Below are 23,268 nucleotides of genomic sequence, written 5' to 3' on the forward strand. Positions count from 1 at the left end.
GCATCCCGTTCCCGTCGTCACGTTTCCACTCGAACCGCACGACTGAACAACTTTCGCTCCGCTCTACACACTCTTATACTTCCGGAGGACGTATCAGCACACATCCGGAAGCGATTCACCCCGGCAGGGCCGTCGCCGCGAAGCGACGGTGCCCAACCGTGGTTGAATTAATGAAACTACGTTCGGACCCACAACGGTTATGAGCGTGGGTCCGGAAGCGAACTTCCGTCCGAACCACCCATGGAACACCACCACGCAATCACCGAATTCGCTCGCAAGCGGGCCCGCTCGGGGGAGGGGCACGAGGAATGAGCCGCGCGGACCTCGGCGCGGACGAACTCGACCTCCCGATCAAACGTACCGAGGGGAACACCCTCCGGGAGCGACTCACCGGTAACGCCTACGACAACATCCTGCCCGCGCGCTACCTCCGCAAGGACGCCGACGGCAACCTCACCGAGACCCAGGAGGAGCTGTTCGTCCGCGTCGCGGAGAACATCGCGCTCGCCGAGGCCGTCTACGAGGCCGACAAGCGCGGCGTCGAGGTGACGGTCACGCCAGACCAGCTCAAGCCCGACCACCCGCGCCGCGACGAACTCGCTGCGGAGGTCTTCGGCAAGGGGGTCTCCCCGGAGGACGACGCCGAGACGACGCTTTCGGTCCACAACGTCAACAAGTTCGCCTACGACACGGTCGTTCCCGACCTCCCCGACGACGTCGCCGCCCACGTCGAGGACGTGGCCGACGAGTTCCGTGAGCTGATGGAGCAGCTCTCCTTCATGCCGAACTCGCCGACGCTGATGAACGCCGGCGACGAGCTCCAGCAGCTGTCGGCCTGCTTCGTCGACTCGCCGGGCGACGACATCGACGACATCCACCAGACGGCCAAGGAGGCCGCCCAGGTGTTCCAGTCGGGCGGCGGCATGGGCTACGCGTTCTGGAAGCTCCGCCCGTACGGCGACGCGGTCGGCTCCACCGGCGGCATCGCCTCCGGACCGATCACGTTCATGCGGACGTTCGACCAGATGTGCGAGACGATCGCACAGGGCGGGGCCCGCCGCGGCGCCCAGATGGGCGTCATGCGCGTCTCCCACCCCGACGTCATCCAGTTCATCCACGCGAAGAACAAGGACGTCTCGCTGGCGAACACGCTGAAGCTGAACGACCCCGACGACTACACCCACACCTCCTTCGCGGACGCGCTGGAGGAGGCCCGCGAGCTCATCGGCGAGGACGGCAAGGTGCCAAAGCACCTCCGCAACGCCGTCGAGGGCCACCTCTCGAACTTCAACATCTCCGTCGGCGTCACCGACGACTTCATGGACGCGCTGGAGGCCGGCGAGGAGTTCACGTTCACCAACCCGCGCACGGAGGAGCCCCACGTCGCCACGCCCGAGACGAAGGAGCTGTACGACATGTTCGGGCTCGGCGAGCACGTCGAGGTCGGCGAGACCCTCTCGGTGCCCGCCGAGGCGCTCTGGGAGCACATCGTCGCCGGCGCCCACGAGAACGGCGAGCCGGGGATCGTCTACCTCGAGCGCATCAACAAGCTCCACAGCTTCGACGTGGAGGAGCACCCCGAGCACCGCATCCTCGCGACGAACCCCTGCGGCGAGCAGCCCCTCGAGGAGTACGAGGCCTGCAACCTCGGCCACATCAACCTCTCGACGCTCGCGGCGACCGACGCGCCCGACTGGCGCGTCTGGAGCGAGGAGCACGCCGGCGAGTTCGACTCGCAGGCGGACGCAGTCGAGGTGTTCCTGGAGGACGCGATGGACTGGGAGGCGTTCGACCACCGGATCGCCTACGGCACCCGGTTCCTGGAGAACGTCGTCACGATGTCGGACTTCCCGGTCGAGGAGATCGAGCGGAAGGTCCGCGAGATGCGCAAGATCGGGCTCGGCGTCATGGGGCTAGCACAGCTGTACATCCAGCTGGGCGTCCGCTACGGCAGCGACGTCGGCAACGAGATCGCCGACCAGCTCATGACCCACATCAACCACGGGTCGAAGTGGACCTCCCACGTGCTCGCCGAACAGCGCGGCTCGTTCGACGACTGGGACGACTCGAAGTACGCGAACCCGACCGAACACGCCGAGTGGTTCGAGCAGTACGTCGGCGAGGACCCCGAGCAGTGGGCCGACGGCTTCCCGATCCGCAACCACAACACGACGACCATCGCCCCGACGGGGACGACCTCGATGGTCGGCAACACGACGGGCGGCTGTGAGCCCATCTACAACGTCGCCTACTACAAGAACGTCTCCGACGACGTGCAGGGCGACGAGATGCTCGTCGAGTTCGACGACTACTTCCTCCGCACGCTGGAGGCGAACGGCATCGACGTCGAGGCCGTCAAGCGCGAGGCCCAGGAGCAGATGGCCGCGAACGAGTTCGACGGCGTCGACGGGCTCGACACCGTCCCGGACGCCATCGGCGAGCTGTTCGTCGTCACCGGCGACCTCACCGCGAAGGACCACGCGGGCGTGCAGGTGGCCTGCCAGGCCGGCGTCGACTCGGCCATCTCGAAGACGGTGAACGCGCCCAACGACTCCACCGTCGAGGACGCCGACGAGGTGTTCCGCTACATCTACGAGCACGGCGGCAAGGGCGTCACCTACTACCGCGACGGCACCCGCTCGAAGCAGGTGCTCACGACCCGCGCGGACAACGCGGAGTTCGCCGACGAGAGCGAGGCCGCCGAGGCGCTCGTCGACCAGATCTCGGAGGTGTTCGGCGGCATCGAGGGGTTCCTCGAGAACGAGGACGTGCGCGCGGCCGTCGACGCGGAGGTCGAGGGGCTGCTCGAGGCGGCGGACGGCGAGCAACCGACCGTCGACTACACCGAGAAGCGCCCGCGCCCCGACTCGCTGCGCGGCATCACCCAGCTCATCCAGACGGGCTACGGGAAGGTGTACGTCACCATCAACGAGGACCCGAGCACCGGCGAGCCGTTCGAGCTGTTCGCCAACATCGGCCACTCGGGCGGGTTCACCAACTCCTTCACCGAGTCGCTGGCGAAGGTCATCTCCACGGCGCTGCGCTCGGGCGTCGACCCGAGCGAGATCGTCGACGAACTGCAGGGCACACGCAGCCCGAAGGTCGCCTGGGACAAGGGCGAGCAGATCCAGTCCATCCCGGACGCCATCGGCACCGCGCTCCGGCGCTACCTCGACGACGAGGTGGACAAGGGCTACCCGGACCAGCAGACGCTCGACGAGGTCGAGGAGGACGCGGGCGGGCCGGAGATCCCCGAGGCGGACGGCGGCTCCGCGACGGCCGAATCACCCAACGACGACGGGCCGATGGCCGACGCGGTGGACGAACTCATCGCCAACGGCGAGTCGCCCGAGTGTCCCGACTGCGGCAGCATGACGCTGTACTACTCGGAGGGCTGCAAGACGTGCGAGTCCTGCGGCTGGTCCGAGTGCTAGCTCGTCGGTGAGTTCGGGTCGCTGATCGGTTCGTCTTCTTTTGGCGTGTCTCCTGCTGTGGGCAGCACCACAGCCACCGTGGTCACGACCGCGGAAGCCCCCGCGGCTCTCGGCTCGGGGGCCTCGCTGCGCTTCTCGTCGCTCGCTACACTCGCTCCTGCGGTGCTTGCGTCGTCCGCCGTTCACGAGAGCTCTGCTCTCGTGAGATCGCGGGAGTGTCCCGCGAACGATGCAAGCACCGCAGCGACCGCAGGGAACGAGGAGCGCAGGGAGGCGCGCGAGCGCAGAAGCCGGGGGCTTTCGACCCAGACGCGATCGTACCGCATACCTCGACAAAACTGGCACGGACGGCAGGACTACCGAGGACGACGAGCGAGCGAATCGCCAGCCGTAAATCCACGACCGCCCCAACCACGGACGATGACCGAGACGCTCGACGACGACCTCTACGAGCGGACGAAGGCGCTGCTGGAACCCGGCGACATCGAGCTGGAGGGCCTCATCGTCCACACCGACCTCGGGGGCGAGGACGACCTGGAGCTCCACGAACTCACCGTCGAGCTCAACGACGTCGTCGCGGACCACGCGGGCAAGGGCGAGACGTACATCCACGCCGGCAACGACGACCCCGACTTCGCCTCGAACCAGTTCCAGGGCCGCACGCTGGAGGACGAGTCGTTCGTCTGGGAGTGCCAGCAACTGCTCCGCGAGGGCTCGTTCGCCATCGTCTGCTACTTCGAGGCCACGGCCGACACCGAGGCCATCGCCGCCGACGTGGAGGCGCTCGGCCACCGGACGACGGTCGTTCGCTGAGGCGAGTTCCCGTACACCGGGCGGTGACTCCCGGTTCTCGACCGGAACCGATCCGGGAGCGCGAGCCTTATGCCCCGCCCGTCCCGACCCCGACACATGACCCAGGTCGAGTCCGACGCCGACCTCTCGACGCTCGACCGCGCCGTCGTCAACGCCTTCCAGGGTGGGTTCCCCGTCGTCGCAGAGCCGTGGGAGCCGGCCGCAACGGCGCTCCGCGAGCGCGGCGTGGACGTGACCGGCCCGGAGCTGCTCGCGGCCGTGCGGGACCTCGACGAGCGCGGCGTCCTCTCGCGGTTCGGCGCGCTCGTGAACGCCGAGGAGATCGGCGGCACCGCGACGCTCGTCGCCATGCACGCCCCGCCCGAGCGGTTCGAGGCGGTCGCGGAGACGGTGAACGGCTACCGCGAGGTGGCCCACAACTACGAGCGCGAGCACCCCCACCTCAACATGTGGTTCGTGCTAAGCGTCGCCAGCGAGCCGCAGGGGGCCTCGGACGGCCGCGGTGGAACCGCGAGCGAGCGCGTCGAGGAGGTGCTCGCGAGCATCGAGGCCGACACGGGCCAGGAGACGTACAACCTTCCCAAGCAGCGGGAGTTCCACGTCGGCGCGAAGTTCCTGCTGGACGGCCCCGTGTCGGCGGGCGATCTGGACCTCTCCGGGCTCGGACCTGACGTGACTCCCACCGACGGCGGAACGATCACCCCGGACGAGCGCGACCTCGTCGTGGAGATCCAGGGCGGCCTCCCGATCACCGAGACGCCGTACGCCGACGTGGCCGCCGAACTCGACCAGCCGACCGAGTGGGTCGTGGAGACGATCAAGCGGTTCGACCTCGAGGGGAAGGTGCGCCGCGTCGGCGTCATCCCGAACCACTACGCGCTCGGCTACACCGAGAACGGCATGACCGTCTGGGACGTCCCCGACGACGTGCTGGACGAGGTGGGCGAGACGGTCGCGGAGCTGGGCTTCGTCACCCACTGCTATCACCGCCCGCGCCACGAGGGCGTCTGGCCGTACAACTTCTTCGCGATGACCCACGGCCGGGACGAGGCCGAGAGCGAGCGCCGGGTCGAGCAGGTGCGCGAGACGATGACCGAGTTCTGGGACGTCGCTGACGGGGACTGGGACACGCTGTTCTCGACGCGCATCCTGAAGAAGACCGGAATCAGGCTGGCCGAGCGCGCCGACGTGGAACCCGAGGAGTGATCCGTTCGATGTGTGGAATGGGTCGTCGGTACGGGGGGTCGAGTGGTTCGAGACGGGGCGGTTGGAAACACGAAGTACGGTTCGAAAGCCCCCGCGGCGCTCGGCTCCCGCGAACCGCGCTGTGCTCCTCGTCGCTCGGCCTCCGGCCTCCCTCCTGCGGTGCTTACGGGTTCGGGGTTCGCCGACCGCCGCGGCCCCTTTCAGTCCCGCCCGACAGCACCCGCCCCGCACAGCCACACGCCTCCCCAGCCGATTCGCTCGCTGCGCTCACTCATCCCTCGAGTGCGTCCGGCGCGGCTCCGTCCGCGCCGGCACGCGCCCCGCCGGATGATTCCTCATCGTGGTGGCATTCATGATCCCGTTGCTCCACGACTTCACCGACGAGACGGTCGTCGTCTTCGGCGGCGGGCCGGTCGGCGCGCGGAAGGCCCGGCGGTTCGCCCCCGAGGCGCGCACGGTCGTCGTCAGCCCCGCGTTCTGTGACTCGTCGTTCGGCGACGCGGACCTCGTCCGCGCGGAGCCGACGCCGGCCGACGTCGGCGAGTTCGTCGCCAGCCTCGATCCGGCGCTCGTCGTCGCGGCGACCGACGACGGGGCGGTCAACGACGCCGCGGAGTCGGCCGCCCGCGAGGCCGGCGCGCTGGTGAACCGGGCCGACGCCTCGGGAGGCCGCGACGCGGGCAGCGTCGTCGTGCCGGCGACCGTCCGCGAGGACCCGGTCGTCGTCGCGCTGGCGACCGGCGGCACCGCGCCGGCGCTCTCGCGCTACCTCCGGGAACGGGTCGAGGAGGAGGTCGAACACGCAGGCGAGATGGCGACGCTCGTCGGCGAGATCAGGGACGAGTTGCGCGAGGGAGACGCGTCCCCATCGGAGCGCCGTGACGCGGTTCGGGCGGTCGTGCGGTCGTCCGCGGTTTGGAAGGGTTTACAAGACGGGGTCGCCAACGCTCGCCAAGAGGCAGACCGGGTAATGCAGGGGGTACTCGATGACTGAGGCGGGCGTGGTACGCGGCGTCAGCGTTAGCCACGCGCGGGCCGACGTCGAGGATATCGGGTCGGTCGGCGGCGACGCGGCGGCCGACACCGTCTCGGGCCTGCTCGCCCGCGATGGCGTCACCGAGGCGTTCGCCATCCGGACCTGCAACCGGGCGGAGGCGTACGTCGTCGCCGACGACGGGGAGGCGGGCGAGGCCGCGCTCGCCGACTTCGCCGCGGCCGTCCCCGAGGAGGTCGTCGTCAGCCTGGACCACGAGTCCTCGCTCCGGCACCTGATGCGGGTCGCCGCCGGCCTGGAGTCGCTCGTGCTGGGCGAGGACCAGATCATCGGCCAGGTGAAGCGGGCGTTCGCCGAGTCCCGGCGGGCGGGCGGCATCGACGCGATGCTCGACGGCGTGCTCACGAAGGCCATCCACGTCGGCGAGCGCGCCCGCGCCGAGACGGCGATCAACGAGGGCTCGGTGTCGCTCGGCTCCGCCGCGGTCGAACTCGCGGCCGAGGAACTCGACCTCACGGGCTCGACGGCCGCCGTGCTCGGCGCCGGCGAGATGGGGACGCTCGCGGCCCGCGCGCTCGACGACGCCGGGGTCGACCGGGTCGTCGTCGCCAACCGGACGGTTCCCCACGCCGAACACGTCGCCTGCGAACTCGACGTCTCCGCCGAGGCGGTCCCGCTCGCGGACGCGCCCGCGGCGGCCCACGAGGCGGACGTGCTCATCAGCGCCACCGGTGCCGACGGCTACGTGCTCGAGGCCGACGACCTGGCCGACGCCGGCGACGTCGTCTGTATCGACCTGGCCCAGCCGCGCGACGTCGACCCCGACGCGGCGGTCGGCGACGCGGCGGCCGGCACCGCGTCGACCGGCGACGAGAGCGGCGTGACGGTTCACGACCTCGACGCGCTGAAGGCGGTGACCGCCGAGACCCAGGCGAGCCGACGGAGCGAGGCCGAGCGGGTCGAGGCGATGATCGACGAGGAGATGGACAGGCTGCTCGCGTCGTTCAAGCGCAGGCGGGCCGACGAGGCCATCTCCGCGATGTACGAGGGCGCCGAACGGACGAAAGCGCGCGAACTCGACCGGGCGCTGACGAAGCTTGAGGCGCAGGGCGAACTGCCCGACGAACAGCGCGAGACCGTCGAGTCGCTCGCCGACGCGCTCGTCGGGCAGTTGCTCGCGGCACCCACGAAGAGCCTCCGCGAGGCGGCGATGGAGGACGACTGGGACACGATCCACGCGGCGATGGAGCTGTTCGACCCCGAGTTCGAGACGCCGGCCGTGGAGTCGGACGACGGCGTTGCGGGTCCCCCGGAGCGGGTCTCCGAGCAGTTCACGGACGACTGAATCGCGGGACTGCCGGGCCGTGAGTGCGTTCGTCGCCGGCTCGCCGGGTCGCCTTCGACGCGCGTCGGTCAGCCGTCAGACCTGTTCCCGTCCTGTGGGAAAACGTGATGTGTGATGACACCACAGCTAGTCCCATGACTCAGATGGGCGGTGGCGTCGGCAGGCTCCCCACCTCCTCGGTCGAGGAGAGCGTGGAGTCCGCCTGTTACGTCGCCGACTGTGGGCACCCCGAACTCGTCGCCGCGGTGACGGTGCTGTGTCTCACCGCCGCGTTCCTCCTGCTCTCCGGCATCGTTCTCGACAGGATCTTCGAGGCGCGGGACGCCCTGGAGGTCGAACGGACGCGGACGCGGGCCGAGCGGGACGCGTTCGATCGCTTCAGGCGGCGCGTCACGACGCTCGACCCGACCGAACTCGGGCCACCGGACCCGCAACCCGGCGGTGGGGGGGTGTTGGCCGTCGCCGGCGGCTCGGTCAGGGACGACACGGCGCTTTCTGCGGCCCGGGACGCGTACCGCGAGACGGTCATGGCGACGGCCCACTACGAGGAGGAGTACGACGAGTCGCTCGCGGAGAACGTGAGCGAGGAGTTCTCCGACACGGTCGCGTCCGCGCTGACGGGCGGGGACGCGCTCACCCCGCAACTCCACCTCGCGCTCGCCGACGGGGCCGACCGCGCGCGCCGCGAGCGCGACGAACTGCTGGCCGAACTGGACCGCGAGGAGGCGGCGCTCAGCGAGTCCGAGGACGCGCTCACGCCGGCGGCCGAGGCCGCGGAGGGGATCCTCGAGTCCGACCTCGACCGCTCGGGCTACGCGGACCTCATCGCCGACTACGAGCGCGCCGAGTGGCACGAGCGGCAGGTCGAGTCGCTGCTCGCGGACCGGCAGGCGACGGTCCACGAGCGCGAGTCAGAGCGGCCGTACTGGTACGAGTACCTCTACGGGAGCCTCCGGTCGCCCTACCCGGTGCTGGCGGCGGGCACCGAGACGCTGGCGGCGCTGGCGGACGCGAAGGACGAACTGGCCGGCGCGGCGACGACGCGCTGACCGGGAAGCGCTTTTCCTTCTCGCGTGTGACCTCCTCGCATGGCCGAACTACTGACCGACGAGGAGGTTTCGGATCGACTGCCCGACGGCTGGGAGCGCGACGGCGACGAGATCGTCCGGACCTTCGAGTTCGACTCGTATCTCGAAGGCGTCGGCTTCGCTGCCGGCGCGGGCGGGCTGGCCGAGGAGGCGTTCCACCACCCGGAACTCACGATCGGGTGGCGCGAGGTGGAGGCCCGCCTCACGACCCACGACGCGGGTGGCATCACGGGCAAGGACGTCGAGCTCGCGGGCCGGTTCAACGAACTGGCCGACTGATGACCGGCGTCGCGGACGGGGTGCGAGCGCGGCCCGGACACGGCTGATGGACGCCGCGTACGTGTTCCGGGTCCGGTTCACCCTCTCGCCGCGGGAGGTCAGGCTCGACCCCGACGAGTTCGAGACGACCGCGCGGGTGCCCGCGCCGACGCCGGGCGAGGACGGCTGGCTGCTGTTCCGGGACGCGCTCTGGCGGGGCGAGGCGAACGATTCGAGCCACGTGCGGGACCTGCTGGCCGAACGGCTGCCGGCCGGCGTGACGGTGCTGTCGGCGACGTTCAGCGAGTTCGAGACCGACGAGGCGTACCTGGCCGCGCTGGAGAAGGAGATCGCCCGGAACCTGACGGCGTTCAGGGCCGATTCGGCCGGCGAGGCGAAACACAAGTACTTCGGCTCCTCGATCCGGGTCCGGTGATTCGGCGGCGTCGGCCGGTCGCCGGCAACTCACCGACCGCGGGAGACGGCCCCGCTCGCCGCTCCGGGGCTGTGACTTCCGCGGTTCGTCTCGCTTCGCTCGCCTGCCTCGTTCTCGCTCACTCATACCCTGCTTATCCCTCGTTCGTCCCTCGCTCGTTCCTCACGCGCGTCCGCTCGCCCTTCGGGCTCGCCGTCACGCGCGCCGACCGCACGGGGACGACGCGTGCCGGGGCGTGGACGACGGTCACCCCACCCGGCGGCGGACCCGATAGTGACCGATTTCGAGCGTATGAGCACTGTTAACAAAAGGTGATGAGCGCGTGCGTTCTACCGGACAATGATCATCCAGAGCACGTCGCTCCCGCTGCAAGTCGCGATCCGCGAGACGATCAATCGGACGATCGCGGAGGTGGTCGCGTACCTGCCGACGATCGTCGGCGCGCTGCTGATCCTCGTCGTCGGCTACGTCGTCGGCCGGATCCTGGGCGGGCTCGTGGCGCGGATCGTTCGACGGATCGGCATCGACCGGTACACGACCGGGACGGCCGTCGAGGACGTCGGTAGCGGCGACGACGTCGCCCGGACGCTCGGGAAGGTCGTCGCCTACTACGTCTACTTCGTCGCCATCGTCGCCGCCGCGGACGTGTTGAACATCGACCTCCTCACGGACCTGCTGGTCGAGCTCGGAGCGTACCTGCCGGTGATCCTCGGGGCGCTCGTCGTCCTCCTCGTCGGGTTCATCATCGGGCGGATCGTCGGCGACATCGTCGCCGGAATCGTCGGCAGCTTCGGCGTCGGCCCGTACCTCCGGGAGACGCCCCTGGAGTCGCTCGGCGACACCGAGGGCGAGTTCGGCCGGATCGTCGGGAAACTGGTCACCTACTACGTCTACCTGTTGACGCTGCTGGCGGTCGCGGACATCCTCCGGATCGACTCGCTCTCGATGGTGCTCAACGAGTTTGCCGACTACCTCCCCGCGCTGTTCGGCGGGCTGCTCGTGTTGCTGGTCGGCATCTGGGCGGCCGAACGGATCGGCGGGCTGGTCGACGACATCGACGACGGCCGGGCGATCCACGTCGCCAGCCTCGCCGTGAAGGTACTCGTCTACTACATCACGGTCACCGTCGCGCTGGGCGCGATCGGCTTCACCATCGCTCCGCTCACCAGCCTGTTCACGACGTTCATCGTCGCGTTCTTCGGCGCGCTGGCGCTTGCGCTTGCGCTCGGCATCGGGCTCGCGGTCGGGCTCGGCGGGCAGGACTACGTCGCCGAGAACATCGACGGCTGGGTCGAGTCGGCCAGGGAGACGGCCGGCAGCGAGGACATCACCGACAGGTGACTCCGTCGCCCGGGAATCCGCGAGGCTGATCGGTTCGGCCGGCGGTCGGGCTCCACACCGGCCTCCTCCGATCGAACGGACGCCGTCGATTCGACCCGCGCTGGCCGTGACCTGATCCCCGAAAGAATCAACGCCGAGAGTGTCACGGCAAGACACTTAACGGAGAACGCCCTACCAATCCTCCCCAGATGGTCCCCGACGCCTACGACTTCTGGCTGTTCGACCTCGACGGCACCGTGGTCGACGCCGACTGGGCGTACACCCGCGAGGTGTTCGACCGGGTCGGCGACCGCCTCGGCCGCGAGTTCACCGACCGGCAGGCAGAGGTGCTCTGGCACGGCCTGGAGGGCTCGCGCGACCCGAAGCTCCGCGAGTGGGGCATCGACCCCGCGGAGTTCTGGCCGGCGTTCCACGCCGTCGAGGACCCGGGAACGCGCGCCGAGGCGTCCTACGTCCACGAGGACGCCGCGCGCCTGCTCTCGTCGCTCCACGAGCGCGAGGTCCCGGTCGGCGTCGTCACCCACTGTGCCGAGTTCCTCGCGGACCCGGTCGTCGAGCACCTCGACCTGACCGACTGGTTCGACGTGTTCCTCTGCTGCTCGGAGGAGACCGGCTGGAAGCCCGACCCGACGCCCGTCACGAACGCGATGGACGCGCTCGGCGTCGACGCGGCCGTCCAGCGGGGCGTGTTGCTCGGCGACGGCGCGAGCGACGTGGGCGCGGCCTGGAACGCCGGCCTCGACGCGGTCCACGTCGAGCGACACGGCTACGGCGAACGCGGCCGCTGCGTCCGCGCGGACTACCGCGTGCGCTCCTTCGACGACCTCCCGCGCGGGAGCGACGCGGACCCGGACCTCGGCGTCGACTCCGCCGGCACGGGCGGCGTCGAGGTCGGCGACCTCGGCTCCTGAGCGCCGAGCGCGGGTGGCTCGGGGCGCGTCTCACTCGAACGTCGGGTGTGGCTCGTACGACTCGCCGACCGCGAACGAGATCGCCCGTTCCCGCGTCTCGATCGACAGTCGGTCGTGCTCGACCATCTCGCCGTCGAGCGAGAACTGCCGGGGCTCGGTCGCGTCGACGAGCACCGACGGCACCGTCAGCCTGGTGAGCCGCGAGTCGCCCCCGCGGAAGAAGCGGTCGACCGCACCGCTCGCCAGATAGTCGATGGCGGGCGCCCGCTCGACGACGAGCAGGTCGAGCTTCCCGTCCTCCATGTCGGCCTGCCGGCCCGGAAACCGCCGGGCGTTCCCGACCAGCAGGACCAGCGCCTCGCCCGACCAGACCGGGTCCGCCTCCGGGCCGGCGCGGATGTCCAGTTTCAGCCCCTCGAAGTCGCGCGTGTGCTGGAGCGTCGTCAGGACGTACGCCAGCGTGCCGACCCGCTTTTTCAGCTCCGACTCGGTCCTCGCGCTCGCCTCCGCCGTCAGCCCGCAGACGCACGAGTTGAGGAACGGGCGGCCCGTCGTCCCTTCCGGGCTCAGCACGCTGTTCCCCGGCGTGTCGGGGCCGTCGCCGAGCGACTCGACGACGCCCAGGTCGAGCCGTCGGACCTCGCCCCCGTCCAGCACCTCGAAGGCGTGTTCCACGCCCCGGATGCCGACGTTATCGGCGAAGCCGTTTCCCGTGCCCGCCGGCACGACGCCCAGCGTCACGTCGTCCAGCCGACTCGCCTCCTGGACGCCGCGAACGACGCCGTTGAGCGTGCCGTCGCCGCCGCAGGCGACGACCCGGTCGGCGCCCGATTCGGCCGCCTCGCGTGCGAGCGCGACCTCGTCGCCCGACTCCGAGGTGTTCCGGATCTCGTAGCCGCGTTCCTCGGCGAGGGCTGCCGCCTGCACGCTCGCCGCCTGATCGCCGCTTTCGGGGTTTCGAACGAGGACCGACCGCTGCATACGGACGCATCGGCCCACAACTGCAAAGCCGTACCGCCGCCTCCTAGCATCCGTGCCCGAGTTCGCCGTCGACCTGCACAACCACAGCCGGTTCTTCCACGGCTTCGTCGGTCGGCCGACCCCGTACGACCCGGTCGGGCTCCGACTGCACGCGCTCGTCGCCCGCCGTCGGGGGCTCGACGCGCTCACGGTGACGAACCACGACTACGCGTACGTGGGCGACGCGGACCTGCCCATTCTGCCGGGCATCGAGGTGTCGACGACCCGGGGGCACGTCCTCGTCGTCGGCCCGGACCCTCCCCGGCGGACGACGCCGGGCGAGTTGACGCCCGCGGAGGCCGTCGACCGCGCCCACGAGCGCGGCTGTGCGGCCATCGTCGCGCACCCGTTCCGGAACGGCTCCGTCCGGGAGTCGGACGCCGACTTCGACGCCGTCGAACTGAACGGAAAGAACCCGGAACACGACGCGCGGACGCTCCAGTTCGCCGACCGGCGGGGGCTCCCCGTCGTCGGCGGCAGCGACGCCCACTACCCGTTCGAGGTCGGGCGGGCCTACACGACCGTCGAGGCCGACAGCCTCGGGCCCCGCGACGTCGCCGACGCCATCCGCGCCGGCGACGTCTCCTCCGTCTCGAACCTCGGCCGGCTCCACCGGCTGCTCGACCGGGGGTACAGCGTCGTCCACGGGGGGCGGCGGTGGCTCCGGTCGCGGGCGGAATAGGTTGCGTGCGCGCCGCTCGGCGGGACGGCTATCCCAGTCGCTCGTCGAGAATCAGCCGCGTCTTCGTCCCCTCGACCTCCGGCAGTTCGCGCGCCCGGCTGATGAGTTCGTTCACCGCCCGGGTGTCGACACAGTCCACGATGAGGACGATGTCCTCCTCGCCCGACACCTGCCAGACGAAGTCGACCTCCTCCCACTCGGCGAGCGTCGACGACACCTCGCTCGTGTCCACGTTCATGTCGACGCTCGTCTCGACCATCGCCTTCACGTTCCCCGTCCGCGTGGTGACGGTGAAGCGCTCGATGATGCCGTCCTCGCTCATCCGATCGACCCGGTTGCGAACCGTTCCCTCGCTGGTGCCCACGCGGTCGGCGATCTCGGTGTAGGGCGTTCGCGCGTCCCGTCGGAGGACGTTCAGGATGGCCCGGTCGAGGTCGTCCATACACGCCCGTGAGGCCGGGACGCCTTACCGATTTCGAATTTCGTAACTCAGCTTCGAACGACGCACTTATTGCGGTGGCATCCATGCGTATCTCGTAATGGCGGACGCCTACGTCGCGCTGGCGGACGGCCGCGTGTTCGACGCACGCTGCCGCTCGCCCGGCCGCACACGTGGTGAACTGGTGTTCACGACCGCGTACACGGGGTACGAGGAGTCGTTGACGGACCCCTCCTACGAGGAGCAGGTCCTCACGTTCTCCTACCCCCTGATCGGCAACTACGGCGTCCGAGACGAGCGATTCGAGTCCGACCGCGTCCACCCCAACGCCGCGGTCGCACACGAACTGACCGAGGACGTGGCCGAGTGGCTCGACGGCGAGGACGTTCCCGCGGTCGACCACCTCGACACGCGCGAACTCGTCACGTCCGTCCGGGAGGAGGGCGCGATGAAGTGTGGCATCGCCGCCGGCCCGGACGCGACCCCCGAGGCCGCCCGCGAGGAGCTCGCGGCGTGCAAGGGGATGAGCGACCACGTCGACATCGGCGCGCAGGTCTCGACGACCGAGGCGTACACGGTGTCGGGCGGGGGCGAGTACGACGTCGCCCTCGTGGACTGTGGCGCGAAGGGCTCCATCGCCGCCTCGCTCGCCGAGCGCGGCGCGGACGTCCACGTCCTCCCGTACGACGTGGACGCGGCGACGGTGGCCGACCTGGACCCGGACGTGCTGTTCGTCTCGAACGGGCCGGGCGACCCGGCGAACTTCGAGGCAACGCAGGCGCTCGTCGGGGCGTTCGCGGGCGAACTTCCGCTGGCGGGCATCTGTCTCGGCCAGCAGATCGTCGCCCGCGCGTTCGGCGGCGAGACGGAGAAGATGGCGTTCGGCCACCGCGGCGTCAACCAGCCGGTGCGCGACCTCGAGTCGGGCAAGGTCGTGATGACGACCCAGAACCACGGCTACTCGGTCGCCGACCCCGGCTCGCTCGACGTGACGCAGGTGAACGTGAACGACGACACCGCCGAGGGGCTCGCCAGCGACCAGCACGACGTCGTCACCCGGCAGTACCACCCCGAGGCGAACCCCGGCCCGCACGACTCGCTCGGCTTCTTCGACGAGGTGCTCGAACTCGCCGGACGAACGCGCTCGCCCGTCGCCGCGGATTAGACCGCTACCTCTCGCACGAACCTCTTTTGCGGGGGTCCTCCTCACGCGGGCCGGCTCTGCCGGCCCACGTTCGTCGAACCCCCGCAAAACCCGTTCATGCTGTGGGATTCCTGTGGAATCCCACTGCTGACGGGAAATCTTCGATTTCCCGTAATGCCAAAATGCCGCGAGCAGCGGTCGGCGCGGCGAAGCCGCGCCTCCCTCGCTCGCGGTACTGATACTGGTGGGACCGTACCGCCGAGAGTTCCGGTCTCTACTCCCCCGCGTCGTGGAACTCCGCGAGCACGTCCTCGGGAACCGGATTCAGGTAATCCACGGATTCGTCAGCGCACAGCTGCTCGAAATCCCGGTCGGTCGTGAGGAGCGCGTCGGCGTCGGCCTCGCGTGCGAGCGAGAGGTAGAAGCAGTCGAAGACGTCGTGATTCTTCTCGGCGCTGATTTCGTACGCGTCCAGCAGCGTGTCGTCGTCTGCGTCGACGAACTCCATCGGGTACCCGAGCATCGACGAGACGGCGTTTCGCGCGTCCACCGTGTCGAAGCCGAGGTCCTGGAGGATCCACTGCACCCGGAGGGGGAGGTAACCGAACACCAGCAGCGTGTCCTCACCGGCGAGCGCCGGGACGAGTTCCTCCGCGACGTACGGGTGTCCCGGATGGTCGTCCACGAGTTGAATCGCGAGCGTGTTCACGTCCGCGAGGAGCCGACGACCCGTCATCGTCGATCGCCGAACGTCGCCTCGCCCGCGTCACGGAACGCCTCCTCGCCCCAGTCCTCCCCACGGGAGAGCGTCTCCAGTTCCGGCAACCTGCGGACGAGTCGGATGTCCCCGCCCTCGCGGACGACCGTGAACTCGGTTCCGTCGTCGAGGTTGAGTTCGTCTCGCAGCCGCTTGGGAATCGTCAGCCTCCCCCGGTGGTTGAGTTCTGCGGTCCCGTACGTCTCCTCACCGTCACCGTCGTCGGTCGAACTCATAAAATCACCTCAATCTCCTCGTACTTTCTCCATCACCCTAAAATATGGGGGTGGTTTTCATCTGACTTCCATTCAACAATGATACAAAAACGCCCTTCCGGGAACGTTCATGGGTCGTGGTGGCATAGGACAGTCCATGGCAGACGCCTTCCACGAAGCGGTCCCGCTGGCGGAGCTACAGGAGGACGGCCACGCGCTGATGCAGGCTGAGGGCACGCCCATCGCGCTGTTCCACCACGAGGGCGAGGTTCGCGCGGTCAACAACCGCTGTCCCCACATGGGCTTCCCGCTCACCGAGGGGAGCGTCGACGAGGGCGTGCTGACGTGCCACTGGCACCACGCGCGCTTCGAACTCTCCTGCGGGGACACGTTCGACCCCTGGGCCGACGACGTCGACACGTACCCGACCGAGGTGCGCGACGGCGTGGTGTACGTCAACCCGGAGCCGAGGCGGTCGGAGCCGCCGGGCGTCCACTGGCGCGACCGACTCGACGACGGCCTCGAGCAGAACCTGAGCCTCGTGCTCGCCAAGTCCGCCGTCGCGCTCCAGGACGCGGGCGTCGACCCGACAGAGACCGTCGAGACCGGCGTGCTGTTCGGGACGCGCTACCGCGAGGGCGGGTGGTCCTCGGGGCTCACCATCCTCGTCGCGCTCGCCAACCGGCTGGACGACCTCGAAGACGAGGACCGCAAGCGGGCGCTGTTCCAGGGGCTGACCGAGGTCGCGAGCGACTGTGCCGACCAGCCGCCGAAGTTCGACCAGGACGAGTTCGAGGCGAGCGACGTCCCCTTCGAGCGCCTGAAGTCCTGGTTCCGCGAGAACGTCGAGGTCCGGGACGCCGACGGCGCCGAGCACGTCCTCCGCACGGCGGTCGCGTCGGGCCGTGGGGAGGACCGGCTCACCGAACTGCTCGTCTCGGCCGCGACCGACCACCGCTACCTGAACACCGGCCACACGTTCGACTTCCTCAACAAGGCGACCGAGGCGCTCGACCTGATCGGCTGGGACCACGAGCACGCCGCCGACCTGCTCGCCTCGCTGGTCCGTGGGCTCGCGACCGCCGACCGGGCCGAGGAGCGCTCCTCGTGGCGACAGCCGGCCGACCTCGCGGCGATGTGCGCGGACAGCTTCGACCGGCTCGACGACATGGTCGCCGCGGGCGAGGGCGAGACGTGGGCAAAGCCCGACGACCTCACCGACCGCCTCCACTCCGAGGACCCCGAGGTCGTCTTCGACGCGCTCGACGACGCCGTCCGTGGAGGGGCCGCCGTCGAGGAGCTCGCGGCGGCCGTCACCCACGCCGCCGGCAAGCGCGTCGCGCAGTTCTCGACGGGCAACGAGTTCTCGGACTGGAACACGGTCCATCACACGTTCACGTACGCGAACGCGGTCCACCGAGCGGCCGGGCGCACGGACGCGACGGAGCTGTACCGCGGGGTGTACGACGCGGCGGTCAACGTGTTCCTCGACCGCTTCCTCAACATGCCGCCCGCGCCCCAGCCGTCCGTCGAGGCCGACGCCGAGCCCGCGGAGGCGCTCGACCAGCTGCTCCTCTGTTTCGAGCAGCAGGGCGAGGTGAACGCCGCGGGCGCCCACGCCGCCCACTTCCTCGACGGCGGCGGCGACCCGGCCGAGTTGAAGGCCGAACTCGGGCACGCGCTCCTCCGGGAGGACGCCGGGTTCCACACGTTCCAGGCGTACGAGGCGGCGTGTCGGCAGTTCGACGTCCGGTACGGAGGTGACGACGATGAAGCGCTCTCGCCCGGGGCCCGGGACATGCTCGTCGCCGCCGCGCGCTACATGGCCGCCCACTTCCCGACCCGGCGCGAGCGCGAGCAGACGTTCAGCATCGCCGCCCGCCTGCTGCGCGGCGAGAGACTCCACGGCGAGGAGTCCGACGCCGACCCGGACGTGGAGGTCACCGCCGACGACTAGGGCTGCGGCTTCGATCCGGTCCGATTCTCCGTGTCGACGCTTTCTGATGTGAGTCGTTTCGGCTAGACGGCCCGGAACCCCCGGCTTCTCGGCTCGGTGCGGCAGGACAACCGAACGGACACTGAAAACGAGCGCAGCGGGGGCGTTCGTGGCGGTCGAAGCGACGACCAAACCAGCCCTGAAACCGCGTTCCAGGAACGTTCGACGACGCTACCTCACCCGAAACATCGTCGAGGACGACCGACAGCAAACAGCTCCGAACGGGAAATCACAGGAACGAGGGAAGCGCGACCGACCAGAGCACGAGCGACTGGCAGTAGCCGAACAGGAACGAGAGCCGCCAGGCCGAGTCGGCCCTCAACAGCCGGGAAAGCACCGCCGTCCCGACGAGCGCCAGCGCGCTCACACCCAGCGGCGGCGGAGCCGTCCCGCCGGGCAACACGCCCTGTTTCCCGAGGCGGAGGTACACCGCGAGGTTGGCGAGGACGAACAGCCCGAAGCCGACCCAGGGCGGCGCGTCCCGGAGCCGGGTGCGGACCGTGCCGGCGCTCGCCTCGCCGCCGAAGCGCCCCAGGAGGACACTGGCGAGGCGTGCGACCGCCGAGAGCGCCGTCCGCGTGGTGAGCAGGAACCCCACGACGAGCGGACCGGCGACCCAGGGCAACAGCGGCACCGTCACCGTCGCGGCCAGCCCCGCCGCGAGCGCGACGAAGCCGAACCGCGTCGCCCCGGCGGTCAGGCGCTCGACCGGGCCGGTCGGTCCCGTGCCGGTGTAAGCCGACGCAAGCAGGCGGTTCGTGCCGCCGCGTTCGACCCACGCGACGGCGGGGTCGGGCGCGAACAGCGGCGCACCCTGGAGCGCGTTCGACGGGAGTCGGGAGACGCTGCCCGAGCCGGTGGCCCCCCCGCCCCGAATCACGTACGCCAGGTCGTTGGCGCTGGAGCGGTCGCGGACGACCTGCGTCGCCAGCCAGCGGTCCTCGCCGGCCGCGACGCGGGGCGTCCGACCCGAGCCGAGGCGCGTCGGTTCGGTCCCGACCGGGCCGGCGTGGACGACGCCCAGATCCGACCAGACGCCGACCACCCGGTCGCCGAACCCGACGTCGATCGCGGCCGGCGGGCCGCCGCCAATGCCGCCGGAGCCGCCGCGCGCGTCGCCCAGCCGTTCGGGGTCGAACGACCCGGTCGGGGGGCCGACCGCGACGGTGGCGTTCCCGTCGTCGTTCACCCAGGCGAGCGCGACCCGCTCGCCGGCGGGACCGGCCGCGATCGCCGGGGAGTTCCGCCCGGTGGCGACCGCGTCGAGCGTCCGGCGTTCGACGCCGTCGGGACCGACGAGGCCGAGCCGAACGCGGTAGCTCCCGTCCTCGTACGCCCGCCACGCGAGCACCGTCCGGTTCGGGAGCGTCGCCACGTCGACCGACGCGACCCGGGCCGTGTCGGGGGCCGAAACCGTCCGCGTTCCGGCCCCGTCGGTCCAGAGCCGGACGGCGTCGGCCTCGCGGTCGATCCACGTGACCGCGACCCGCTCGCCGGTTCGAGCGACGTCGACCTCGGGCGCTTCGGCCAGGGTGGCGACCGTCGCGGCGTCCTCGACCGCGAGTTGGCCGTTCTCGGCCGCGAGACGGGCGACTCTGAGGCGGTCGCCGTCGGTCGTCCGCTCGACCCACGCGACCGCGCCGCCGGGGGGAGCGACGCTCCCGCCGGCCGCGACGCTCCCGAAGGTGGTTCCGTCATCGAGCGTCGCGAGTTCGGTCGGCTCGCCCCAGTCGCCGCCGATCTCGCGGCCGACGTCCGTGAAGGCGAGCTGTGCGCCGACGGCTAACGCTACCAGTACCAGGACCGAGAGGGCGAGAGCGCGGGGACGCACGTCGACTACCCCATCCCGGATTCGACTTCCTCGTAGTACGGGCAGGCGATGCCGTGCTCGCCGTCGACGTCGATCAGGTCGGGGTGCTCGTCCCACTCGCTGCAGTCCTCGTGGGCGATCGGACAGCGCGTGTGGAACTTACAGCCCGACGGCGGGTCGATGGGCGAGGGGACGTTCCCCTCGAGGATGACCCGGTCGCCCTCCCACAGCGGATCCGGCTCCGGGATCGCCGAGAGCAGCGACCGCGTGTACGGGTGGTACGGCGGCGAGAAGATCTCCTCGGTCGTCCCGAACTCGACGACCTCGCCCAGATACATCACCGCGATCTTGTCGGCGATGTGCTCGACCACCGAGAGGTCGTGGGCGATGAACAGGTACGAGAGCCCGAACTCGTCCTGGAGGCCCTCCAGCAGGTTCAGGATCTGGGCCTGCACGCTCACGTCGAGTGCCGACACCGGCTCGTCACAGACGATGAACTCGGGGTCGACCGCGAGCGCCCGGGCGATGCCGATGCGCTGGCGCTGGCCGCCCGAGAACTCGTGCGGGTAGCGCGAGGCGTGGCTCGCCTGCAAGCCGACCGTCTCCAGCAGCTCCTCGACGCGGGCGCGTCGCTCCTGGCCCTCCGCGAGCCCGTGGATGTCGAGCGCCTCGCCGACGATGTCGCTGATGGTGAGCCGGGGGTTGAGCGAGGCGAACGGGTTCTGGAAGATGAACTGGAGCTCCGTCCGGTACTCGCGCATCTCGGACTCCGAGAGCTCGGTGAGGTCGACGCCGTCGTAGTAGACGGAGCCGTCGGTCGCCTCCTCCAGCCCGAGCAGCGTCCGCCCGAGCGAGGACTTCCCGCAGCCCGACTCGCCGACCAGCCCGACCGTCTCGCCGGGGCCGACCTCGATGTCGACCCCGTCGACCGCCTGGACGTACTCCTGCTCGCCGAGCAGGCGGTCGAGGAACCCGTCCTCGGTCGTGTAGTGTTTCGTGAGTCCCTCGGCGCGGATGAGCGAGTCGCCGCCCGCGGAGTCGGGTTCGCCCTCGACGCCCTGGCTCACGGGGACTCACCCCCGTCGGCCGAGGCGGTCGCCTCGTCCCGCACGACCACCTCGAAGTCGAGCCCCTCGGTCAGTTCGCCGACGTACTCCAGGCACGCCGCGCCGTGGACCGACGGGTCGGACTCGTCCGCGATGGTGCCGTCCGCGGTGTCGTACAGTTCGGGGTCACGTTTCGTGCAGACCTCCTCGGCGTACGGACAGCGCGGGTGGAAGTTACAGCCCGGGGGAAGCTGGACGAGGTCCGGCATCGTCCCCGGGATCGTGTCGAGCTTCTCGCGCTGGTCGCCCACGCGCGGGATCGACCCCATCAGCCCGACCGTGTACGGGTGTTTGGGCTCGTAGTACAGCTCCTCGACGGTCGCCTTCTCGACGGCGCGCCCGGCGTACATGACCATGACGCGCTCACAGAGTTCGGCGACGACGCCCAGGTCGTGGGTGATGAGCTGGATGGCGACGCCGAACTCCTCGGAGAGCTCCTCGAGCAGTTCGAGGATCTGCGCTTCGATGGTGACGTCGAGCGCGGTCGTCGGCTCGTCGGCGATGATGAGCTCCGGGTCACACGACAGCGCGATGGCGATGACCGCGCGCTGTTGCATCCCGCCCGAGAACTGGTGGGGGTAGTCGGAGTAGCGCTCGGCCGGGTCGGGGATGCCGACCTGTTCGAGCATCTCGATCGCCCGCTCGCGGACCGCCTCGTCGTCGAGGTCCATGTGCTCCCGGATCGCCTCGGCGATCTGCTCGCCGACGGTGTACACCGGGTTCAACGCGGTGTGGGGGTCCTGGAAGATCATCGCAATCTCCCCGCCCCGCAGTTCCCGCATCGCCTCGGACGGCGCGGCCAGCACGTCGACGTGGCCGGCCTCGACGTGGAGCGTCCCGTCGTGGAACTCGGTCGCCACGTCGCCGGGGCGCTCCCTGACGGCCGCGCCGGGGTCGGTGCCGACGCTGCCGGCGTCGTCGCGGACCTCCTCGACGTGGATGTAGCCGTCCCGGCTCTCGGTGGCGACGCCCTCGGGGAACTCCCGGGCGAGCTTCGCGGTCGCCACCTCCGAGTTGAACCGGATGCTGCCGCCCTCGATGCGGCCCGGGCTGTCGATGAGCCGCATGAGCGAGAGGCTGGTCACGGACTTGCCGGCCCCGGACTCGCCGACGACGCCGAACCGCTCGCCGCGGCCGATGGTGTAGGTGACCTCGTCGACCGCCTTCACCTGACCCTCCTCGGTGTAGAAACTCGTCTGGAGCCCGTCGACCTCGAGCAGCGGGGTGCCGGAGGCCGCCATCAGCGGACCCCCTGTTCCGCACTGCCACCGGTGTCCTGTGGGTCGAGCGCGTCCCGGACGCCGTCGCCGACGAGGTTGATCGAGAGCACGAAGAGGAAGATCGCGAGCCCCGGCGCGACGGTGATCCACCACTGCCCCTGGATGAGGCTCTGGCGGCCCGAGGAGAGCATGCTCCCCCACTCCGAGGTGCCCGGCGGCAGTCCCAGCCCGAGGAAGCCGAGCGCGGCCGCCGAGAGCACGATGGTCCCGACGCCGAGCGTCGCCTGCACGATGACCGGCGCGAGCGCGTTCGGCACGACGTGCCGGAAGATGATCGAGCGGTCGCGCGCGCCGAGCGCCCTGGCGGCGGTGACGTACTCGTTCTCCTTGATCGAGAGGATCTCACCGCGGATCAGCCTGGCGTAGCCGATCCAGACGACCAGCACCAGCGCGAGGATCAGCTTCCAGAACCCCTGGCCCAGCACCGCGATGAGCGCGATTGCGAGCACGAGGAACGGGAACGCGTACAGGACGTCGACGACGCGCATGATGATCTCGTCGATCCAGCCGCCGTAGTAGCCCGCGATCGAGCCGAGCGGGACGCCGACCGACAGCGCGATGCCGATGGTGATGAAGCCGATCGAGAGGCTGAACCGGCCGCCGTACAGCACCCGCGAGAAGATGTCCTTCCCGGACCAGTCGGTCCCGAACGGGTGGGTCGCCGACGGTGCCTGGTCCAGCGCGTTGAAGTTCGACGCGCTCGGGTCGAACGGCGCCAGCGAGAACGGCTGGACGGTGATGCCCTCGATGACGATCGGTCGGGCGAAGATCGTCGAGAGCGCCATCAGCGCGATGACCCCCAGCCCGAACAGCGCGGTCCGATTCCGCTTGAAGCGCTTCCACGCGCGGGCGCGTCGTGAGCGGGCGGTCGTGCTCTCTTCCGGTTCCCAGTCGAACAGCTCGCCGCGGTCGGCGAGTTCGGTCGCGTCGAACCCGGTCACCCGGATCCGGCCGCGGTCGGTCGTCGGTGATCTGGATGGTTCGTGAGACATG

The 23,268-nt window shown here is 70.1% G+C and carries 20 protein-coding genes and 1 pseudogene; 13 read left to right on the plus strand and 8 right to left on the minus strand.

From position 1 onward, the window contains the following. The first annotated feature begins 308 nt into the window (after positions 1–308). The 10 genes from RJT50_RS04480 to RJT50_RS04525 all read left to right on the plus strand — a co-directional run bounded on the left by RJT50_RS04480 (position 309) and on the right by RJT50_RS04525 (position 11,826). A complete protein-coding gene (locus RJT50_RS04480; protein WP_313694457.1) occupies positions 309–3,434 on the plus strand; it encodes an adenosylcobalamin-dependent ribonucleoside-diphosphate reductase in 3,126 nt (1,041 codons plus the stop codon). A 420-nt stretch (positions 3,435–3,854) separates the two neighbouring features. Continuing rightward, positions 3,855–4,247, plus strand: a complete 393-nt coding sequence (locus tag RJT50_RS04485; protein ID WP_313694460.1) for a DUF5778 family protein — start codon at positions 3,855–3,857, stop codon at positions 4,245–4,247. 96 nt (positions 4,248–4,343) lie between these two features. Then, the gene (gene ahbB, locus RJT50_RS04490; RefSeq protein WP_313694462.1) at positions 4,344–5,453 is read left to right on the plus strand and encodes a siroheme decarboxylase subunit beta; all 1,110 of its coding nucleotides are present in this window, start codon (positions 4,344–4,346) and stop codon (positions 5,451–5,453) included. A 352-nt stretch (positions 5,454–5,805) separates the two neighbouring features. Next, the gene (locus RJT50_RS04495; protein WP_313694465.1) at positions 5,806–6,447 is read left to right on the plus strand and encodes a precorrin-2 dehydrogenase/sirohydrochlorin ferrochelatase family protein; all 642 of its coding nucleotides are present in this window, start codon (positions 5,806–5,808) and stop codon (positions 6,445–6,447) included. After that, positions 6,440–7,792: a glutamyl-tRNA reductase gene (hemA, locus tag RJT50_RS04500; protein ID WP_313694466.1), complete on the plus strand. Its 1,353-nt coding sequence runs from the start codon at positions 6,440–6,442 to the stop codon at positions 7,790–7,792. Before RJT50_RS04495 ends, hemA begins: the two co-directional genes overlap by 8 nt. Before the next feature lie 134 nt (positions 7,793–7,926). After that, positions 7,927–8,841 (plus strand): DUF7260 family protein, encoded by a 915-nt coding sequence (locus tag RJT50_RS04505; protein WP_313694468.1) that lies wholly within the window; start codon positions 7,927–7,929, stop codon positions 8,839–8,841. A gap of 39 nt (positions 8,842–8,880) precedes the next feature. Beyond that, entirely contained in the window at positions 8,881–9,159 is a 279-nt protein-coding gene (locus tag RJT50_RS04510) for a 4a-hydroxytetrahydrobiopterin dehydratase (protein WP_313694470.1), read from the plus strand. Between the two features lie 46 nt (positions 9,160–9,205). Then, positions 9,206–9,574 carry an LWR-salt protein gene (lwrS, locus tag RJT50_RS04515; protein ID WP_313694472.1) on the plus strand — a complete coding sequence of 123 codons (369 nt, stop codon included), beginning with the start codon at positions 9,206–9,208 and terminating at the stop codon, positions 9,572–9,574. 339 nt (positions 9,575–9,913) lie between these two features. Then, complete coding sequence (locus RJT50_RS04520) at positions 9,914–10,915, plus strand: mechanosensitive ion channel family protein (RefSeq protein WP_313694473.1); 1,002 nt, start codon at positions 9,914–9,916, stop codon at positions 10,913–10,915. A gap of 188 nt (positions 10,916–11,103) precedes the next feature. Next, complete coding sequence (locus RJT50_RS04525; protein ID WP_313694476.1) at positions 11,104–11,826, plus strand: HAD family hydrolase; 723 nt, start codon at positions 11,104–11,106, stop codon at positions 11,824–11,826. 30 nt (positions 11,827–11,856) lie between these two features. Here the strand turns inward: RJT50_RS04525 and RJT50_RS04530 are convergent, their stop codons facing one another. Then, positions 11,857–12,807, minus strand: a complete 951-nt coding sequence (locus tag RJT50_RS04530) for a diacylglycerol/lipid kinase family protein (protein ID WP_313694479.1) — start codon at positions 12,805–12,807, stop codon at positions 11,857–11,859. A 52-nt stretch (positions 12,808–12,859) separates the two neighbouring features. Between RJT50_RS04530 and RJT50_RS04535 the strand changes: the two genes are divergently transcribed. Further along, positions 12,860–13,528, plus strand: coding sequence for a PHP domain-containing protein (locus RJT50_RS04535; protein WP_313694482.1), 669 nt, complete (start codon positions 12,860–12,862; stop codon positions 13,526–13,528). A 28-nt stretch (positions 13,529–13,556) separates the two neighbouring features. Here the strand turns inward: RJT50_RS04535 and RJT50_RS04540 are convergent, their stop codons facing one another. After that, on the minus strand, positions 13,557–13,970 hold the full coding sequence (locus RJT50_RS04540; protein WP_313694485.1) for an Lrp/AsnC family transcriptional regulator: 414 nt from the start codon (positions 13,968–13,970) through the stop codon (positions 13,557–13,559). 97 nt (positions 13,971–14,067) lie between these two features. Between RJT50_RS04540 and carA the strand changes: the two genes are divergently transcribed. Next, on the plus strand, positions 14,068–15,132 hold the full coding sequence (gene carA / locus RJT50_RS04545) for a glutamine-hydrolyzing carbamoyl-phosphate synthase small subunit (RefSeq protein WP_313694487.1): 1,065 nt from the start codon (positions 14,068–14,070) through the stop codon (positions 15,130–15,132). A gap of 253 nt (positions 15,133–15,385) precedes the next feature. On the opposite strand, the gene RJT50_RS04550 is transcribed toward carA, so the two are convergent. Then, on the minus strand, positions 15,386–15,847 hold the full coding sequence (locus RJT50_RS04550) for a type II toxin-antitoxin system VapC family toxin (RefSeq protein ID WP_313694489.1): 462 nt from the start codon (positions 15,845–15,847) through the stop codon (positions 15,386–15,388). After that, positions 15,844–16,104, minus strand: coding sequence for an AbrB/MazE/SpoVT family DNA-binding domain-containing protein (locus RJT50_RS04555; protein ID WP_313694491.1), 261 nt, complete (start codon positions 16,102–16,104; stop codon positions 15,844–15,846). The genes RJT50_RS04550 and RJT50_RS04555 overlap by 4 nt, the downstream gene beginning before the upstream one ends. Before the next feature lie 136 nt (positions 16,105–16,240). Between RJT50_RS04555 and RJT50_RS04560 the strand changes: the two genes are divergently transcribed. Further along, complete coding sequence (locus RJT50_RS04560) at positions 16,241–18,040, plus strand: Rieske (2Fe-2S) protein (RefSeq protein ID WP_313694493.1); 1,800 nt, start codon at positions 16,241–16,243, stop codon at positions 18,038–18,040. Between the two features lie 268 nt (positions 18,041–18,308). Here RJT50_RS04560 and RJT50_RS04565 read toward each other — a convergent pair whose 3' ends face one another. The 4 genes and pseudogenes from RJT50_RS04565 to RJT50_RS04580 form a co-directional block, all read right to left on the minus strand. Continuing rightward, positions 18,309–19,910, minus strand: a complete 1,602-nt coding sequence (locus RJT50_RS04565; protein WP_313694494.1) for a hypothetical protein — start codon at positions 19,908–19,910, stop codon at positions 18,309–18,311. An 8-nt stretch (positions 19,911–19,918) separates the two neighbouring features. Next, a pseudogene (locus tag RJT50_RS04570) lies at positions 19,919–20,956 on the minus strand (ABC transporter ATP-binding protein); the annotation flags it as partial. Beyond that, a complete protein-coding gene (locus tag RJT50_RS04575) occupies positions 20,953–22,236 on the minus strand; it encodes an ABC transporter ATP-binding protein (RefSeq protein WP_313694496.1) in 1,284 nt (427 codons plus the stop codon). The gene RJT50_RS04575 and the pseudogene RJT50_RS04570, both read right to left, overlap by 4 nt. Next, positions 22,236–23,267: an ABC transporter permease gene (locus tag RJT50_RS04580; RefSeq protein ID WP_313694497.1), complete on the minus strand. Its 1,032-nt coding sequence runs from the start codon at positions 23,265–23,267 to the stop codon at positions 22,236–22,238. The genes RJT50_RS04575 and RJT50_RS04580 overlap by 1 nt, the downstream gene beginning before the upstream one ends. Between the last annotated feature and the right edge of the window lies 1 nt (position 23,268).

The sequence above is a fragment of the Halobaculum sp. XH14 genome, assembly GCF_032116555.1.
GTDB classification, from domain to species: Archaea; Halobacteriota; Halobacteria; order Halobacteriales; family Haloferacaceae; genus Halorarum; species Halorarum halobium.

Bases quoted from the DNA above. Each gene is read 5' to 3' on its own strand.
- RJT50_RS04480 (WP_313694457.1), top strand. From the start codon at position 309: ATGAGCCGCGCGGACCTCGGCGCGGACGAACTCGACCTCCCGATCAAA.
- RJT50_RS04485 (WP_313694460.1), top strand. From the start codon at position 3,855: ATGACCGAGACGCTCGACGACGACCTCTACGAGCGGACGAAGGCGCTG.
- ahbB (WP_313694462.1), top strand. From the start codon at position 4,344: ATGACCCAGGTCGAGTCCGACGCCGACCTCTCGACGCTCGACCGCGCC.
- RJT50_RS04495 (WP_313694465.1), top strand. From the start codon at position 5,806: ATGATCCCGTTGCTCCACGACTTCACCGACGAGACGGTCGTCGTCTTC.
- hemA (WP_313694466.1), top strand. From the start codon at position 6,440: ATGACTGAGGCGGGCGTGGTACGCGGCGTCAGCGTTAGCCACGCGCGG.
- RJT50_RS04505 (WP_313694468.1), top strand. From the start codon at position 7,927: ATGACTCAGATGGGCGGTGGCGTCGGCAGGCTCCCCACCTCCTCGGTC.
- RJT50_RS04510 (WP_313694470.1), top strand. From the start codon at position 8,881: ATGGCCGAACTACTGACCGACGAGGAGGTTTCGGATCGACTGCCCGAC.
- lwrS (WP_313694472.1), top strand. From the start codon at position 9,206: ATGGACGCCGCGTACGTGTTCCGGGTCCGGTTCACCCTCTCGCCGCGG.
- RJT50_RS04520 (WP_313694473.1), top strand. From the start codon at position 9,914: ATGATCATCCAGAGCACGTCGCTCCCGCTGCAAGTCGCGATCCGCGAG.
- RJT50_RS04525 (WP_313694476.1), top strand. From the start codon at position 11,104: ATGGTCCCCGACGCCTACGACTTCTGGCTGTTCGACCTCGACGGCACC.
- RJT50_RS04530 (WP_313694479.1), bottom strand. From the start codon at position 12,807: ATGCAGCGGTCGGTCCTCGTTCGAAACCCCGAAAGCGGCGATCAGGCG.
- RJT50_RS04540 (WP_313694485.1), bottom strand. From the start codon at position 13,970: ATGGACGACCTCGACCGGGCCATCCTGAACGTCCTCCGACGGGACGCG.
- carA (WP_313694487.1), top strand. From the start codon at position 14,068: ATGGCGGACGCCTACGTCGCGCTGGCGGACGGCCGCGTGTTCGACGCA.
- RJT50_RS04550 (WP_313694489.1), bottom strand. From the start codon at position 15,847: ATGACGGGTCGTCGGCTCCTCGCGGACGTGAACACGCTCGCGATTCAA.
- RJT50_RS04555 (WP_313694491.1), bottom strand. From the start codon at position 16,104: ATGAGTTCGACCGACGACGGTGACGGTGAGGAGACGTACGGGACCGCA.
- RJT50_RS04560 (WP_313694493.1), top strand. From the start codon at position 16,241: ATGGCAGACGCCTTCCACGAAGCGGTCCCGCTGGCGGAGCTACAGGAG.
- RJT50_RS04575 (WP_313694496.1), bottom strand. From the start codon at position 22,236: ATGGCGGCCTCCGGCACCCCGCTGCTCGAGGTCGACGGGCTCCAGACG.
- RJT50_RS04580 (WP_313694497.1), bottom strand. From the start codon at position 23,267: ATGTCTCACGAACCATCCAGATCACCGACGACCGACCGCGGCCGGATC.